This is a genomic window from Alcaligenes sp. AB3, assembly GCF_031844565.1.
Lineage (GTDB): Bacteria > Pseudomonadota > Gammaproteobacteria > Burkholderiales > Burkholderiaceae_B > Alcaligenes > Alcaligenes faecalis.
Genome location: NZ_JAUZVM010000002.1, coordinates 196269 through 211091 on the forward strand (window position 1 = coordinate 196269; position 14823 = coordinate 211091).

Consider the following 14823-nt stretch of genomic DNA (forward strand, 5'->3'; position numbering starts at 1 on the left):
GGTCCGGGCCGCGCCGGACAAGTGATTCAGATGGCAAATTTCTGGGTAGCGGCCAGCAGCTTGGCCAAAATGCCGGGTTCGTCGTAGGCGTGGCCTGCGTCTGCAACCATGTGAAATTCTGCTTGTGGCCAGACGCGATGCAGTTGCCAGGCTGTATGCGCCGGTGTGCACACATCATAGCGTCCCTGCACGATCACCCCTGGAATGCCATGCAAGCGATGGGCGTTTTTCAGCAGTTGATCCGGCTCCAAAAAGCCCTGATTCATGAAGTAGTGGTTTTCAATACGTGCAAAGGCCAAGGCTGCTTTATCACTGGACTTGGCGTCCAGGTGATTCTGGCTGGGCAAGAGCGTGATCGTATTGCTTTCCCATTGCGACCAGGCGTGTGCGGCGCGTAGCTGCACAGCAGGGTCGTCGCCCGTCAGACGCTTGTGATAGGCGCTAATCAGATCCCCGTGCTCTTCCTTGGGAATCGGGGCCAGATACTGTTCCCAGATGTCCGGAAACAGGCGAGAGGCGCCTTCCTGATAAAACCAGTGCAATTCTTCAGGGCGGGCCATGAAGATACCGCGCACAATCAACTCACTGACGTGCTCGGGGTGAGTCTGGGCATAGGCCAGCGCCAGGGTCGAGCCCCAGGAGCCGCCAAAGACCAGCATCTTGTCGGCCTTGAGCTTTTCCTTGCGCAGCCGCTCCATGTCCTGCACCAGATGCCAGGTGGTGTTGTTCTCCAGGCTGGCATGAGGGTAGGAGCGCCCGCAACCGCGCTGATCAAACAGCAGCACATTGTATTTTTGTGGGTCGAACAAGCGGCGGTGATCGGTAGAACATCCTGATCCCGGCCCACCGTGCAGGAAAATGGCGGGTTTACCTGCCGGGTTGCCGCAGCATTCCCAGTAGATATGGTGCCCATCATCGGTGTGCAAGGTGCCTTGGGCGTAAGGCTCTATAGGCGGGAACAGGGTAGCGCTCATTGTTCTTTCTTGGGCCAGTTCAGTTCAGGGGTAGGGGTGTCATTGCGGGTGAAGATCAGATCCCACACGCCATGGCCCAGGCGCAGCCCACGGTTCTCGAACTTGGTCAGTGGACGGAAGTCAGGGCGGGGAGCATAGCCGTCGTGCGTGTTGCTGAGCATGGGCTCGGCGGACAGCACTTCCAGCATTTGTTCGGCGTAATTTTCCCAGTCGGTGGCGCAGTGAATATAGCCACCGGGTTTCAGACGGCTGGTCAGCAGCTGAATAAAGGGCGATTGCACCAGACGACGCTTGTGATGGCGCTTCTTGGGCCAGGGATCCGGGAAGTAGATATGAATGCCAGCCAGCGAGGCAGGGGCGATCATGTCGCGCACCACTTCCACCGCGTCATGTTGAATGATGCGGATATTGCTGATCTGGTTGTCATCAATACGCTTGAGCAAAGCGCCAACACCGGCGTTGAACACTTCCACACCCAGGAAGTTGTCGTCGGGACGAGCCTGGGCAATCTTCTGGGTGGTTTCACCCATGCCAAAACCGATTTCCAGAATCAAGGGGTTGTCATTGCCAAACACTGTTTCTGGTTTAAGGATGCTGTCGCGGTAGCTGATTGACCACAGGGGCAAGAGGCGTGCCAGGGCCTGTTCCTGGCTGGGCGTAATGTGCGCGCGCCGATGAACAAAGCTACGGATATGGGTCTCGCCGGAATTGCTGTTCGCGACATTGGGCGACAGCAGGGATGGTTTTTCGTTGCTGGTGGTCATGGTTGTGGCGCGTGCATCAGGAATGGCTCGCGTATTAGCTAAAAGCGGGAAAGCTCTATTGTAGTGAGTCTTGCCACTGAATTCATGGGGATGCACGTGAAAAAGATAGGGCGGGAACCACGCATCAAGAAAAGATCGCGCTATAATTTTCGCTTCCCCATTCGCGGGATCGTCTGCTTTAGATGCAGACCTCTCCATCAGGGCGGGTGTAGTTTAATGGTAAAACTGATGCTTCCCAAGCATCCGTCGTGGGTTCGATTCCCATCACCCGCTCCAGTTCTGATATCTCCCCCAATACTTTTATCGGCTGTTCACCGCACTGTCGCGTGATGAGCATATTGGCCATTTGCTTGTACAGGTGTCTGGTAGCGCTGTGCCGCTTCTTGTGTTGCTTCTTGGCGTGTGATCAAGCACCTGTACCCACTTGGGTATGGAGAGTTTCACTGAAAGCATATACTGTGCCTTTATTGTTCATATTTGAATGTATTTACTTATTAAAAGTTCAAATATGAGTGTTTGATAGATTCTGGGGCGGATCTGAGATATGTTCATATTTGAGTTTTTATGATTTATATTTGTTCATATATGAATGGATAGAAATATGACTGATTCAGAGAATAAAAAGGCTCCTCGTAGTGTCATCTCCCGTCCTGTAGACCGTGCCTTGCTGCGGCTGGGGCGGGATATCTCTGCTGCTCGCCGTGCGCGACGATTAAGCCAAGAGGATTTGGCTCAGCGTATCGGGACGTCATTGAGCACAGTCCGGCGTATGGAGGATGGTAATGCCGGTACTGCCTTGCATACCTTTTTAAGCGCTTTGCATGTGTTGGGACGCTTGAGTGATGTGACTAAAGTAATGACCATGGAAAATGATGCCTTGGGGATGGACTTGCTGCGTGAGCAGTTGCCCCAGCGCGTCAGGCGCCCACGGCGTATCAAAGCGGATCAAACCGCGGGGGCCAAGTCGCAAGATAATTCGGCCTCTGTGAATCCTGACAAGTTGGAAGGTTTCTGATGATGACACGATCTGCCAAGCGCTCAGACCTGGAGGTGCACCTGGGTTCCAGTGCGCATATTGTGGGGCGCTTGTATCTGGGTAATGGCAGACGCAGTGCCTTTAGCTATAACGAGGCCTGGCTCCAGGACGAGCGCTTTTTTATGCTCTCTCCTGATTTGCAATCAGCCTCGGGGGTTCAATATCCCCAAAATACGTTTTTTCTGGCTTTGGAGGATACGGCTCCTGACTCCTGGGGACAGCGAGTCATTCGGCGTGCACACGCCAAGTTGCGGCAAGAAAATCGTGATCTGCTCGCTCTGGAGCCGGTAGATTTTTTGATGTGGGTTGATGATGAAGCACGGGTAGGTGCTCTGCGTCTTTTTGATCCACAGAAAAAAGTTTATTTGCGTTCGGGAGATGCAGCCCGACACGTCCCGCCTTTGCTGGAGTTGGATCGTGTTTTACAGGCGGCGCGTGCCTTGGAGGACGGGACGGAAAGTAAGCAGGATCTGCAGTACCTGCTTGGGCAAGGAACATCCTTGGGTGGTGCCCGCCCAAAATCTACCGTTCGCGATACGGATGGCCGTCTGGCCCTGGGCAAGTTTCCCAGTCAGGCTGACCAGCGTGATGTGATTCGGGGTGAGGTGCTCGCCATGAAGTTGGCTGCCAATGCGGGCATCACGGTCGCAGAGACTCGTATCGAGCTGATTAATGGCACAGCGGTAGCCATTATTCGGCGCTTTGATCGAAATGACGAAGGCGCACGTATTCCCTATCTATCCGCAGCCAGCATGTTGCAGTCTGATGGCCGTGATGCCATTCATGCTTATACCGAATTGGTGGATGTTTTGTTACAGGACGGGGCCAATCCGATTGCTGATATTCATCAGTTGTGGCGCAGATTGGCCTTCAATTTCTTGATCTGTAATACCGATGATCACTTGCGTAATACGGGCTTTCTATATGACGCACGTAATCATGGATGGCGCCTGGCTCCGGCGTTTGACTTGAATCCAATGCCTGGTGACAGGCGGGAAAGTAAAACGTGGCTGACAGAGGATTCCGGGCCTATTGATAGCCGGGCTATTTTGATGGATGGGGCACCATACTTCAGGTTAACGGTGGGGGCAGCAGAAGCAATCTGGGCGGAGCTTGTTCAGGCTGTCAGTCGTTGGCGCAGCGTCGCCAAAGGGTTAGGCATGCAAAGTACGGATCTGTTGGATTTTGAGCCAGCATTTGCTTAACTTCATTCCCATGGCACTATACCCAGCATGCAAGAAGATCTTTTCGGCGATGCCATTCCTCAGCCACCCGCCTCAAAGCCCGCTGCTCCCTCTCGACGCAAAATCACCAAAGTCAGCCTTGCTGCTTCCGCGCTGGAGCTAAGCGATCTGGCGGCTCAGCTTCCTGAAATCCTGCGTTTCGGTGTCTCCACCTGGTCTTACCCCGGTTGGGAGGGTTTGATCTGGGATGGCGAGTACGAGTCGAATATCCTGTCCAAGCACGGCCTGGAGGCCTATCACCAGCATCCTTTGATGCGTACAGTCTGTGTCGATCGCACTTTCTGGCGTCCTTTGACGGTCACGCAGTATTCCGCCTACGCCGCGCAGGTGGATGCAGACTTCCGCTTCGTTGTGAAATGCCCGTCCATGATTACGGATGCTCAAGTTCGTGATGAGCAGGGCAAGGTGCGCAAGTCCAATCCGGACTTTCTGAATATTCGTCTGACTGTAGAGCAGTTTGTGCAGCCTGCCGCGGAGGGCTTGCGTGACAAGCTGGGCGTGCTGGTCTTTCAGTTAAGTCCACTGTCTTGGGGCTGGTTGAATCGTCCGGCAGAGTTGTTCGACAAGCTGGGGCAGATGCTGGTGGCGGCGCGAGAGGCCTTGCCGCAAGGCTCACAGGTGGTGCTTGCGGTAGAGGTAAGAGATCCAGAGCTGTTGACTCAACATCTTGTCGATACGCTCAAGGCCAATGGCGCGACGTTTTGTCTGGGCCTGCATGGCAAGATGCCACCGATTGAAGAGCAGTTGCCCGTCTTGCGCGCCTTGTGGCCCGGCCCCTTGGTGTGTCGCTGGAACTTGAATCGGGAGTTTGGTGCTTACGGTTATGCCGATGCCCAGAAAAAGCATACCCCCTTCGATGCCATTGTCAGCGAGGACGTGCATACCCGCACTGTGCTGGCGCGCACGATTCGCGGGATCACGGGGGCAGGGCAGGCGGCGTACGTGACGATCAGCAATGATGCGGAAGGCTGTGCACCGCTCTCCATCCAGCGATTGGCGCAGCTGATAGCGGCGCAAGAAAAGTAAAAATGAGCCTTGTGAACTGAGCTCTAACAATTGGATAGCTCACAAGGCCTGCCTGGGTCCTTCACGTCCTGGCGCCTTAAGGTATGCGGGCTCTGACCGTGCTCATACTTCTTACCTGGTTTTCTGAATCAGCTCTTACGTCGTCATGACATGCGCGGTGGATACTGCCAACACGCCCAGGGTGACGCGGTGCACTTCTTCAGCAGGAATCGCCCCAAAGCCCATATCCGGGTAGTTGTAGGTGCCGGTCGCATCGGAGATGAAAGCCACTTTGTAGCCATGGAACATGGCATCGCGGGCCGTGGCGTGGCAGCAGTTCTCAGTGGTCACGCCGGTGATCACAACCGTATCGATCTTGCGGGTACGCAGGATGATGTCCAGGTCTGTGCCAAAGAACGCGCTGTACCGATGCTTCTTGATGACGACCTCGTCCCCTTGTGGAGCCACTTCGGGGTAAATATCAACGCCAGCGGTCTCATCGACCAGTCCCACCTGGTTTTGAATCGGAGGGTAAATCTCCCCGAACAGCCCCATATCGCAGCCGTTGCGGCGGTGGGCGTGGGCGGTGAAGATCACTTCCATGCCGGTTTGGCGGGCATGGCCCAGCAGTTTTTGCAGGCGGGGCATCAACTCCATGCCCATGGGTGTTTCCAGTGGGGCGCCGGGTGCGATGAAGTCGTTTTGCATGTCGATCACAATGACCGCCGTGCTGCTGGGGTTGATTCGATCAATCTGAATAGCCATTTCATTCTCCTTTGGTTTACTCATGGCTGGGCGGCTGTGTGTTTGGTATTGCCGTTGCCGGTGTCATAGACGCTTTTAGAGTAGGAGGATGAAGTGGATTTGGCTTGGCTGTCCCTGCCATTTTTACGGTTTTTTTGACTGCACCTGCCATCTTGGGCAGTGCATCGGCAGGGGGCTGAGGCTTGGTGTTTTCAGGGCTTGTCTGTGTTTGGGTAATGGACGTAATCTTGTTGAAAAACGACTAATCCATCGGTGCAGATAGCGCCGATCATGGAGACTGAACCTATGACAGCGATCATAGCGGTCAAGCCCGGAGACAGCTTTGAGCACTGGCACGAGGTCACTTGTAGGCAGTTTTCACAGACCGAATGCAGCCAGATTGCCCGGCCCCAGTTTCAGGCGCGGGTCACCCTCAATAGTTTTGGTGGTTTGGGTTTGAGCAGCATCTGGTCTGCCACCCCTCAGGGGGAGGCTATACGGGTGAACAGACGGCAGGCCGATATCCGTAAAGACCAGCGCGACTGTTTCATGCTGTGGCTCATGCTGGATGGCCATATTCAACTGAGTCAGGACGGACGCTACGTCAGCCTGGGAGCAGGGGATCTGGTACTTCAGGATCAATCACGGCCTTTTGATCTGGAGTTGGGCTCTTTGGCTCACGCGGCCATGGTCATGATTCCCCGCCCCTTATTGGCAACGCGCTTGCCCTCGGTGGGCAATCTGGCTGCGCACCGTATTGCAGCCAACTCGCGTCTGGGGCCGATGGCAGGGGCTTTGGTCAAGCAACTGCTTGGTATGGGGAGATCTGCTGAGGACGGCATGGATCAGCGTGTGACGGCTTCGGTGCTGGACATCTTTTCTGCGGTCTTCGAGTCTGAAACTTCTGCGCTTTCTCTGGCCAATCGTCAGGAGCGGCGTCTGGAACAGATCAAGGCTTATATACGGGCGCATCTGCATGAGGATGCACTGGATGTGGAGCAAATTGCGCGTGCTTCGTCCATGGCGACTCGCACGCTATATCGGCTCTTTGCGCTTGAAGCGACCACACCTATGCAATGGCTGTGGGAGCAGCGTTTGATCCGGAGCTACCGTTTGTTGGAGGAGGGGAAACACAAACGGGTGACCGAGGTGGCCATGGCCTGTGGCTTTAAGGACCTCTCCCATTTCAGCCGTTTGTTTCAGGCGCGGTTTGGGCAAGCTCCTTCAACGCTAGGATACGCGGTCAGGTCTTGAACTTTGCTTGTTCAAGCGGCTTTATATCCAGGCTGGTTGTTGTGGCGGACCAATGCTGGCTGGCTGACTCGCTCGATCTTCATGAATGTAAGGTTTGCTTTACTTATTGACGGGTTGTTTTGACTTCTGTAAAGTCAGGTTTATTTTACATTTGGGTGCTCAAACATGCTCACCAACAGCAATTCCTTTCCTGCGCCATCAGCAGGCCGCCGCTATCTGATTCGCACTTTGCTCTTTATGGGCGTGTATATCCTGGTCAATGCCTTGACCATTGTGGGACTGTTCGACAGCCTGCTTGGTCGACCGGTTGGCTGGCTGATTGCCATTGCTGTCGCCCTGCCGGTTGCCGGACAAGTGTGGGCCACCTTGCGCTTGATGGCGCAAAGCGATGAGTTTGTGCGGGTGATTGTGGCCAAGTGCTTTGTGCTGGCCGCCGGTGCAACCCTGACCTTGTGGACAGCCTGGGGCTTTGGGGAAACCTACGCCGCTGCGCCTCATATTCCTGCCTGGCTGATTTACCCCTTCTTTTGGGCTGTGTTCGCCCTGGTTTCACCCTTTGTCCGGACTAGCGATTAAATGAAAAACCGATTGCGTGTATTGCGGGCCGAGGCGAATTGGACGCAGGCAGAGTTGGCAGAGCGCTTGGGCGTGTCCCGGCAGGCAGTGAATGCGCTGGAAACGGGCAAACATGCGCCATCCCTGGATCTGGCCTTCAAGATCAGTGCCGTGTTCGGGCAGACCGTAGAAGAGATTTTCGAGAACCCGTATCGGGACTCCTGAGTCTGAACGGGGATTGCACCTTGGATGACACTGTGGCTTGTTGATGCCTCCTGGACATCAACAAGTGGGTGTTGAAAAAAAGCCAGTGCTCAAGCCCGAAGCAGTGATCTTGCTGGCTCAAACACTGGCTCGTTTTCTTACTTGGTGGTGTAACCACCGTTGATCAGAATGGTCTGGCCGGTAATCCACCAGCCATCGCTGACCAGATGACGAATAAAAGGCACGACATCTTCAATGTCTGTCAACCCGGTCTTGGAGTAGGGGGACAGGGCGGCGGCAGTCTTGTGATAGGCCACGGCATCTTCACCTTCGGCAGGATAGAAGAAGGGTGTATCCATAGGGCCAGGGCCAACTGCCGTGACGGAAATACCGCGTGCGCCATACTCTTTGGCGGCAGCGCGGGTGTAGTGTTCTACCGGCGCTTTGGTGCCAGCATAAGCGGCGTAAAACGGGGTGAAAGCCCCCAGTAGGGACGTGACCAGGGTGCAGACTTTGCCATTGTCCTGCACGTGTTTGCCGGCTTCTTTCAGGAAGAAAAAAGCGGTTTTGGAGTTGATGTCGCTCATCTCCTCGTACTCGGCTTCGCTGACTTCGGTCAGTGATTTTTTCAGTACCTTGCCGACCGTGTTGATGGCGATATCGGGGCGGCCAATGGCGGCGACGGTATCGCTAAACAGTTTTTCCATGGCACTGGCCGAACGCAAGTCGGCCTGGAAGGCGACGGCTTGTGCGCCAGCGGCCTGGATGGCTTTGACAGTGGCTTCGGCATCCGCTTTGGAGCTGTCGCTGTTGTAGTGAATGGCAATGGCGCGCGCCCCTTGTTCTGCCAGGTCGCGGGCGATCAGGCCACCCAGATTCTTTGCCCCGCCTGCAATCAGAACGGTTTTACCTTTGATGCTGTGCTTTGCCATGATGACTCCTTGCTAGTGTGGGCTGCGGGCTGCAAGCCTTTTCGTTTTTTCATGATATAAGTCGCTGAAATTGTTTAAATCATCTAGTTCTGACATCATTTGTCTGAAAAAACGAACAATCAGCATCGCTGCTTGAGCAGACCGGGGCTGGCGGTCTAGCCCGTGTTTTACGGCCGCTTATCTGGAGAAGGCCATGGACCGCATTGACCTGTTTCGCATCTTTACGCGAGTCGTGGAGTGCGCCAATTTCACCCGCGCAGCGGATACCTTGGGTATGCCGCGCTCTTCCGTGTCGGCGGCCATTCAGGAGCTGGAGGGCCGAGTGGGCGCACGCCTGCTTAATCGCACCACGCGCAAAGTAACGGTCACGCAAGATGGGGCGGCCTTCTACGAGCGTTGCCTGCGCGTGATTGCCGATGTGCAGGAAACCGAGAACCTGTTTCGCCAGGCCAGTGTGGGGCCAACAGGCACAATCAAGGTGGATGTGCCGGGGCGGGTAGGTCGCCTGATTGTGGCGCCTGCGTTGCCAGAGTTTCTGGAGAGCTATCCGCATGTCCATGTGCATCTGGGCGTGACGGACCGCGAGGTGAATTTGATCGAAGAGCAGGTGGATTGTGTGCTGCGAGTGGGGCCCTTAAGTGATTCGGGCCTGATCGCCAGAAAGATGGGCAGCCTGCCCTTGATCAATGTGGCCAGTCCCGCCTATCTTGCCCGGTATGGCATGCCCCAGACGCCTGCGGATCTGGACAACCATCAAGTGGTACGTTATGCCTCGCCCACCAGCGAACGTGTGGCTCCTTGGGAATGGATGGAGCAGGACAAGCGTCAGGTGCTGGATCTGCCAGGCCGCGTAACGGTGAATAATGCCGAAGCGTATATCGCCTGTTGTTTATCCGGCCTGGGGTTGATCCAGATTCCTGCCTACGATGTACAGGCGCACTTGCAAGCAGGTGAATTGGTGGAGGTGCTGCCGGATCACCGTGCCGCGCCTATGCCCATGTCCTTGCTGTATTTGCATCGCCAGCACTTGTCGCGCCGCTTTCAGGTGTTTGCGGATTGGCTGGAAACCTTGCTGCACCATTCCGCCTTGTAGTGTGGGGCAATAGGCAGCAAGGGAAAGCCGTCAGGGATAAAACAGCAGCAGCCCGAACACCGCGAACACCATCAAGTGCATATAGCCTTGAATGGGGGAGGTTCGCTTGCCGCCAAAGCTCAAGATGCTGAGCAGTGCCGTGATCAGAAACAGCACGATTTCCGTATTGCTGATGCCCATGATCACTTGTTTGCCGGTGATCAGGCCAATCATCAGCACCACCGGCACCGTCAGTCCCACGGTAGAGACGAAGGCACCCAGACACAGATTGATGGCGCGCTGCATTTCATTGTTCATGGCCGCCTTGATGGCGGTAATGGACTCCGGGGTGAACACGATAATCGCGATCAGCACACCGCCGACAGCAACGGGGGCGCCCGAAGCGGCGATACCGTAGTCCGTCACAATGGCCAGATCGTGTGCCAGCAAGACGATAGGCAAGATCAGGGCGATCAGCACCAGGCTGCGTATCAGCATGGCGCGGGTCGCTTGAGGATCACGCGGTGCGGGTGCCGCATCTTCAGCGTTCTGCACTGCCTGGTTGGGCTGTACATAGTCATGACGGTGGCTGCCCATTTGCAGATACAGGAAGATGGCATAAACGAGACCTGTCAGGACCGCAATGCCGATGGCCTGGGTCGTGCTGAACTCGCCTGCCGTGCTGGTGTAGTTGGGCAGAATCAGGCCCACACTGGTCAGCAAGACGATCATGGACAAGTAGGTGTTGGTGCCTTGGCGGTTGAACTCCTGGTCGCCATTGCGCGCTGCGCCGGCAATCAGACACAGCCCGGTGATCAGGTTCAGGATGATCATCATCACGGCGTAGATCGAGTCCCGACCTATGGTGGGAAAGTCACCTGGCCCCAGCAGGACCGAGGCGATCAGAATGACTTCGATCAGCACAATGGACAGGGTCAGGATCAGGGTGCCGTAAGGCTCGCCCAACTGATGGGCCAGGTGGTCGGCTTCACGGACCACCCCAAATGAGGCCGCCAGAATGGTCACGAACAGCACCAGAAAGACGACGGCCGCCGTGGTGCCGTTCAAGGAATCTCCCAGCCACTGCCCGCCAAAAATCATGAACAGGACAACAATGGACCAGGAACCGAGCAAGCGTAGCCAGGTGATGGGAGTAATGAGCTGAGTTGAGGGTGATGCAGGGTGGGCCATCGTGGATGCTCCGCCAAAGAGGTAGGGCCGTCCCTGTGCTGAAAAAGCAGATCCAGGTCGTCCTGGATCTGTTTTGAATTGAACTATTCAAGTAGCCACGATTTTATCACCTGGGCCTCAAGCGGCAAGTGTGGCCTGCCTGAAACCGGATTTTTTGTGGCGGGGAGCCATCTTTTTCTGTATTCAGGCGAGATGCTGCGGGGAAGGGGCGGGCTCTTCTACTTATCTTCCTGACATGGCGTTCAAGCAGTTTTCATTTTCAGGGGTTGCTTGCAGCTATCCAATGTCTGCATCCATTTTGGATCGCTATTTATGGCGGACACCAACCTGATGAAAAAACAGGCGGTCCCATGGAGCGGACACAAGCCGCGTATTCTGTATAGGGTTTGTTCTTTTCAATAGCCTGCCTGAATTTTCCAGGGGCGACACCCGCATAGGTTTTGAATGCGGTAGAGAAATTGGCTGGGCTGGAGAATCCTAAATCAGTCGCAATGACGTCAATTTTTAGTGCTGTGGTTTTCAGCAGATATTCGGCCCGATACATGCGTTGCAATCGGATATAACTGCTCACACTCAAGCCAAAATTGCGTTGAAATATATTCATGATTTTTCGACGTGAAATCTTGAACATATCGCACAGTTCTTTCTGGCTGGGAGGCGAGCCCAGATTGGCATCGATGGTTTTTTGAATCGCGTGGATCAGCATGCTGGTTTCGGCAGTGGTGCTGGGTCGCTGGCTTGGAGTCTTGCCCGAGATCACTGCAGGTGTCATTTGTTTGGGACAGCGCAAGGGAACGTTGATCCGTTCTTTGACCTCGTCTACCGCATACGGATTGCCAATGTAATCAACCGCTCCTGCCTTTAAAAAAGCGACGCATTCCTCACTGCTGCCGTCCATGCGCGAATCCAGAATAATAATGGGGATTTGGGCGGTGGCTTTTAATCCTTGCAGCATATGAGTCAAGGACAAAGCATCAATCCCCGTCAATTGCTTATCCAGCAGGATAAGTTCCGGTAGCGTTAACTGGGCCTTGGTATATCCTTGCACTCCGTCAGCGGCAACAGAAACCCGAAAAGCACCAGCCAGCAGGGATTGAAGAAGTTGTTCGTGCTGTCGAGTGTTATTGGAGATCAGCAGAATCCTGATTTTTTGATCTGGCTGATACTTTATAGTGGCGTATTTGTTCAATATAAAGCCCCGCGCCCTTCTTCTGACGAAGACGGCTACCTTTACTGGCATTGCTCAAGTAGCCAATTTCTTCAGAATACAGACTCAATGAATAGATAAAATCTATCGATATGATTCGTACGGCAGACATAACATTTTGTATCAATGGAAAAAGTAAATTTTCAAAATTGCTCATTGCATTTCATTTTTGGCAGGCGGCATGCCGAAAGCCCGAAACCCGGGCCCTAAGCCGGACCCAAATGTCCAATCTCAGGAATGCTACGCTGGCGTATCGGTGAATTTTTTTGGCAGGAGAAGGCGTGATTCTACGGCTTTACACCTGAAAGCAGGACTAAGTTCAGGCTGGCCAGCCTTGGTTTTGCCCGCATGAGTGTGCATCCGGATGAGCTTGTCCGTTGCGGATTGTGAAGCTGTTTTTGTGATGATTCAGCGAAGCAGGAAGCGCAGTCAGTAACAAGGCGTTTATTTGCCGCTTCTTTGTTGGATTTTGACCAATTTTCAAGGTCTGTTTTTGATAATTGATATGGTTTTTAGATCGGGTTTGATATGGCGTGTTTGAATCCTTCAGAGGACGTGGGGAAGGTTTGAAGACCGCAAACCAAGCAGAGAACAGGAAGGGCGGGACAAGCTTGATCAGCCTTGTCCCGCCCTTGTTTTAAAAGCAGCTTGAGTGGGTCTGGGGAGCCGATGTCAAGCCGGCGCAAGATCCAAAGTGATGGCCTCGTCCAGCATATCCAGCCTGTCCTGACCCCAGAAAAGTTCGCCCTGGTACACATAGGTGGGTGAACCGAAGACACCGGCTGCAATGGCCTCTTCAGTATGGGCTTGATACTGCTTTTGCATCAGCGGTGCCTGCTCCAGCCAGTACTCCGCGTCCAGCTGGCACGCCTGCAAGATCCTGGCCAGTTGGGCTGGGTCGGCAATGTTCTGCTCCTCGCACCATTGGGCTCGCAAAATGGCTTTGTACAGATCCAGCACCGGCAAGCCAGCCTGATCGATTGCGATCACCAGGGTGGAAGCCAGGGTGGCGTCTGGGCACATGAAGCGCGGTGTGGGGTTCACGTGTATGCCCAGTTTGCGACACCAGCGCTGCAGCTCTGCAATGCGATAAGCCTGCCGTTCGGGCGAGCGCTGTCCCAACAGAACACCGCCCGTCCGGGCATAGACCTGAGGCAAGTCCACGGGTTTGTAATGGATAGGGATGCCATGTTTATGGGCGATCGCCTCCAGCCGGTCGGCCCCCAGGTAGGCCCAGTCCGAATTCATCCAGAAGTAGTAGTGAATATCGGGCGTGTTCATGTGCGGACCTTTCGGTTGGATAGGGCGGGAAGGGAGAAATGCGTAGGGCCGTGCATGAACCAGGTACTGGCAAAGGCAATCAGACCCAGCCCGCTCAGGTACCAGACGATGTAGTCGGGTTGACCGTCGCCATAGGCCAGCAAGGAGGTCGCTACCAGGGGAGCCAGACCGCCACCGATGGCACCGGATACCTGCACGGCAATGGAGATGCCGCTGTAACGCACTTCAGGTGGGAATTGCGTGGAAAACAGGCCACCTTGTGGGCCATACAGCGCGGCATAGACCAGCCCAATTGCAATCACCAACGCCAGGGTGATGGTCTTGGAGTCCAGGCTGCCCAGCATGGAAAAGAAGGTGGAGGAGAACGCCAGCATGCAGATGGTGCCTGCCATGAAAACCCATTTGAAGCCGATTCTGTCGCCCAGGACGCCAAATAGCGGCATGGTGAACAGGGCCGCAAAGGCACCCCAGACGGTGGCATCCAGCATGACGCTGCGCTCCACCCCCAAGGTCGTGGTCGCGTAGGCCAGGGCAAAGGTCACCACCGTGTAGAACCAGGTCACTTCGGCCAGACGGCCTCCCACGACCAGTAGAACTTCACGCGGGTAATGACGCAGGACTTCCAGGGCGGGGATCGGAACCTGTTTGCCCTTTTTACTCATCTGCTCGAAGTCGGGGGACTCGGCCACTTTGGCGCGTATCCACCAGCCCACCAGCAGCAAGACAACACTGGCCAGAAAAGGCAGACGCCAGCCCCAGGACAGCATGTCTTCTTCGGGCAGGCTGGCGACGGCTCCCATGGCCAGGGAAGACAGGATCAGGCCGGGGGCAACCCCTGTTTGCGGCAAGCTGCCGAAAAAGCCTTTCTTGCCTTCCGGGGCATGTTCAACCGCCATCAGCACGGCCCCGCCCCATTCGCCGCCCACGGCAATGCCTTGCAGAAAACGCATCAGAACCAGCAGCACAGCGGCCCAGTAGCCAATGCTTTCATACGAGGGAATCAGGCCGATCAGGATGGTGGGAATCCCCATTAGAAAGAGCGTGATCAGCAGCATGGATTTTCGGCCCAGCTTGTCTCCAAAATGGCCGAAAACAAATCCTCCCAAAGGACGGGCAAAAAAGCCCACAGAGTAGGTGGCAAAGGCCGCCAGCGTGCCGGTGATCGGGTCAAAGGCGGGGAAAAAGATCTTGTTGAAAATCAGTGCGGCAGCGGTGCCGTACAGAAAAAAGTCATACCACTCTATGGTGGTTCCCATCATGCTGGCCAAGCCAGCGGTAACGTACTGGCGCGACGAACGCGCCTGTCCATGGTTAGGCATCGTCATAGCGACCTCCTGGTGGAAGCTGGGGATTGGGTACG

15 protein-coding genes and 1 tRNA gene are annotated in these 14823 nt (G+C 55.1%); 8 read left to right on the top strand and 8 right to left on the bottom strand.

Features of this window, described 5'->3' with window-relative positions; translation table 11 throughout:
* Nucleotides 1-26: 26 nt before the first annotated feature.
* Both pip and trmB read right to left on the bottom strand, forming a co-directional pair.
* Nucleotides 27-974: a prolyl aminopeptidase gene (gene pip, locus Q9R35_RS05945; protein WP_063688893.1), complete on the bottom strand. Its 948-nt coding sequence runs from the start codon at nt 972-974 to the stop codon at nt 27-29.
* Nucleotides 971-1738 (bottom strand): tRNA (guanosine(46)-N7)-methyltransferase TrmB, encoded by a 768-nt coding sequence (gene trmB, locus Q9R35_RS05950; protein WP_042482842.1) that lies wholly within the window; start codon nt 1736-1738, stop codon nt 971-973. The genes pip and trmB overlap by 4 nt, the downstream gene beginning before the upstream one ends.
* A gap of 202 nt (nt 1739-1940) precedes the next feature.
* On the opposite strand from trmB, the gene Q9R35_RS05955 reads away from it, so the two are divergent.
* The 4 genes from Q9R35_RS05955 to Q9R35_RS05970 all read left to right on the top strand — a co-directional run bounded on the left by Q9R35_RS05955 (nt 1941) and on the right by Q9R35_RS05970 (nt 5044).
* A tRNA-Gly gene (locus Q9R35_RS05955) sits at nt 1941-2014 on the top strand.
* A gap of 325 nt (nt 2015-2339) precedes the next feature.
* Complete coding sequence (locus Q9R35_RS05960) at nt 2340-2753, top strand: helix-turn-helix transcriptional regulator (RefSeq protein WP_311219532.1); 414 nt, start codon at nt 2340-2342, stop codon at nt 2751-2753.
* Complete coding sequence (locus Q9R35_RS05965) at nt 2753-3979, top strand: HipA domain-containing protein (RefSeq protein WP_311219533.1); 1227 nt, start codon at nt 2753-2755, stop codon at nt 3977-3979. Before Q9R35_RS05960 ends, Q9R35_RS05965 begins: the two co-directional genes overlap by 1 nt.
* A gap of 27 nt (nt 3980-4006) precedes the next feature.
* On the top strand, nt 4007-5044 hold the full coding sequence (locus Q9R35_RS05970) for a DUF72 domain-containing protein (RefSeq protein ID WP_311219534.1): 1038 nt from the start codon (nt 4007-4009) through the stop codon (nt 5042-5044).
* A 135-nt stretch (nt 5045-5179) separates the two neighbouring features.
* Here Q9R35_RS05970 and Q9R35_RS05975 read toward each other — a convergent pair whose 3' ends face one another.
* Nucleotides 5180-5788 (bottom strand): isochorismatase family cysteine hydrolase, encoded by a 609-nt coding sequence (locus Q9R35_RS05975; protein ID WP_311219535.1) that lies wholly within the window; start codon nt 5786-5788, stop codon nt 5180-5182.
* Between the two features lie 285 nt (nt 5789-6073).
* Between Q9R35_RS05975 and Q9R35_RS05980 the strand changes: the two genes are divergently transcribed.
* The 3 genes from Q9R35_RS05980 to Q9R35_RS05990 all read left to right on the top strand — a co-directional run bounded on the left by Q9R35_RS05980 (nt 6074) and on the right by Q9R35_RS05990 (nt 7801).
* Entirely contained in the window at nt 6074-7021 is a 948-nt protein-coding gene (locus Q9R35_RS05980; protein WP_311219536.1) for a helix-turn-helix domain-containing protein, read from the top strand.
* A gap of 165 nt (nt 7022-7186) precedes the next feature.
* Nucleotides 7187-7597 carry a hypothetical protein gene (locus Q9R35_RS05985; protein ID WP_199265377.1) on the top strand — a complete coding sequence of 137 codons (411 nt, stop codon included), beginning with the start codon at nt 7187-7189 and terminating at the stop codon, nt 7595-7597.
* A complete protein-coding gene (locus tag Q9R35_RS05990) occupies nt 7598-7801 on the top strand; it encodes a helix-turn-helix transcriptional regulator (RefSeq protein WP_199265378.1) in 204 nt (67 codons plus the stop codon).
* A 137-nt stretch (nt 7802-7938) separates the two neighbouring features.
* Here the strand turns inward: Q9R35_RS05990 and Q9R35_RS05995 are convergent, their stop codons facing one another.
* A complete protein-coding gene (locus Q9R35_RS05995; protein ID WP_063688870.1) occupies nt 7939-8712 on the bottom strand; it encodes an SDR family oxidoreductase in 774 nt (257 codons plus the stop codon).
* Between the two features lie 193 nt (nt 8713-8905).
* Between Q9R35_RS05995 and Q9R35_RS06000 the strand changes: the two genes are divergently transcribed.
* A complete protein-coding gene (locus Q9R35_RS06000) occupies nt 8906-9805 on the top strand; it encodes a LysR family transcriptional regulator (RefSeq protein WP_311219537.1) in 900 nt (299 codons plus the stop codon).
* A gap of 30 nt (nt 9806-9835) precedes the next feature.
* Here Q9R35_RS06000 and Q9R35_RS06005 read toward each other — a convergent pair whose 3' ends face one another.
* The 4 genes from Q9R35_RS06005 to Q9R35_RS06020 form a co-directional block, all read right to left on the bottom strand.
* Entirely contained in the window at nt 9836-10975 is a 1140-nt protein-coding gene (locus tag Q9R35_RS06005; RefSeq protein ID WP_311219538.1) for a calcium:proton antiporter, read from the bottom strand.
* A gap of 310 nt (nt 10976-11285) precedes the next feature.
* The gene (locus tag Q9R35_RS06010) at nt 11286-12164 is read right to left on the bottom strand and encodes a DNA-binding response regulator (protein WP_311219539.1); all 879 of its coding nucleotides are present in this window, start codon (nt 12162-12164) and stop codon (nt 11286-11288) included.
* A gap of 690 nt (nt 12165-12854) precedes the next feature.
* Nucleotides 12855-13463, bottom strand: coding sequence for a 2-hydroxychromene-2-carboxylate isomerase (locus Q9R35_RS06015; protein ID WP_311219540.1), 609 nt, complete (start codon nt 13461-13463; stop codon nt 12855-12857).
* Nucleotides 13460-14788, bottom strand: a complete 1329-nt coding sequence (locus Q9R35_RS06020) for an MFS transporter (protein WP_226348120.1) — start codon at nt 14786-14788, stop codon at nt 13460-13462. Before Q9R35_RS06020 ends, Q9R35_RS06015 begins: the two co-directional genes overlap by 4 nt.
* Nucleotides 14789-14823 lie beyond the last annotated feature (35 nt).

Coding starts and splice junctions, on each gene's coding strand:
- pip (WP_063688893.1), bottom strand. CDS start 974: ATGAGCGCTACCCTGTTCCCGCCTATAGAGCCTTACGCCCAAGGCACC.
- trmB (WP_042482842.1), bottom strand. CDS start 1,738: ATGACCACCAGCAACGAAAAACCATCCCTGCTGTCGCCCAATGTCGCG.
- Q9R35_RS05960 (WP_311219532.1), top strand. CDS start 2,340: ATGACTGATTCAGAGAATAAAAAGGCTCCTCGTAGTGTCATCTCCCGT.
- Q9R35_RS05965 (WP_311219533.1), top strand. CDS start 2,753: ATGATGACACGATCTGCCAAGCGCTCAGACCTGGAGGTGCACCTGGGT.
- Q9R35_RS05970 (WP_311219534.1), top strand. CDS start 4,007: ATGCAAGAAGATCTTTTCGGCGATGCCATTCCTCAGCCACCCGCCTCA.
- Q9R35_RS05975 (WP_311219535.1), bottom strand. CDS start 5,788: ATGGCTATTCAGATTGATCGAATCAACCCCAGCAGCACGGCGGTCATT.
- Q9R35_RS05980 (WP_311219536.1), top strand. CDS start 6,074: ATGACAGCGATCATAGCGGTCAAGCCCGGAGACAGCTTTGAGCACTGG.
- Q9R35_RS05985 (WP_199265377.1), top strand. CDS start 7,187: ATGCTCACCAACAGCAATTCCTTTCCTGCGCCATCAGCAGGCCGCCGC.
- Q9R35_RS05990 (WP_199265378.1), top strand. CDS start 7,598: ATGAAAAACCGATTGCGTGTATTGCGGGCCGAGGCGAATTGGACGCAG.
- Q9R35_RS05995 (WP_063688870.1), bottom strand. CDS start 8,712: ATGGCAAAGCACAGCATCAAAGGTAAAACCGTTCTGATTGCAGGCGGG.
- Q9R35_RS06000 (WP_311219537.1), top strand. CDS start 8,906: ATGGACCGCATTGACCTGTTTCGCATCTTTACGCGAGTCGTGGAGTGC.
- Q9R35_RS06005 (WP_311219538.1), bottom strand. CDS start 10,975: ATGGCCCACCCTGCATCACCCTCAACTCAGCTCATTACTCCCATCACC.
- Q9R35_RS06015 (WP_311219540.1), bottom strand. CDS start 13,463: ATGAACACGCCCGATATTCACTACTACTTCTGGATGAATTCGGACTGG.
- Q9R35_RS06020 (WP_226348120.1), bottom strand. CDS start 14,788: ATGACGATGCCTAACCATGGACAGGCGCGTTCGTCGCGCCAGTACGTT.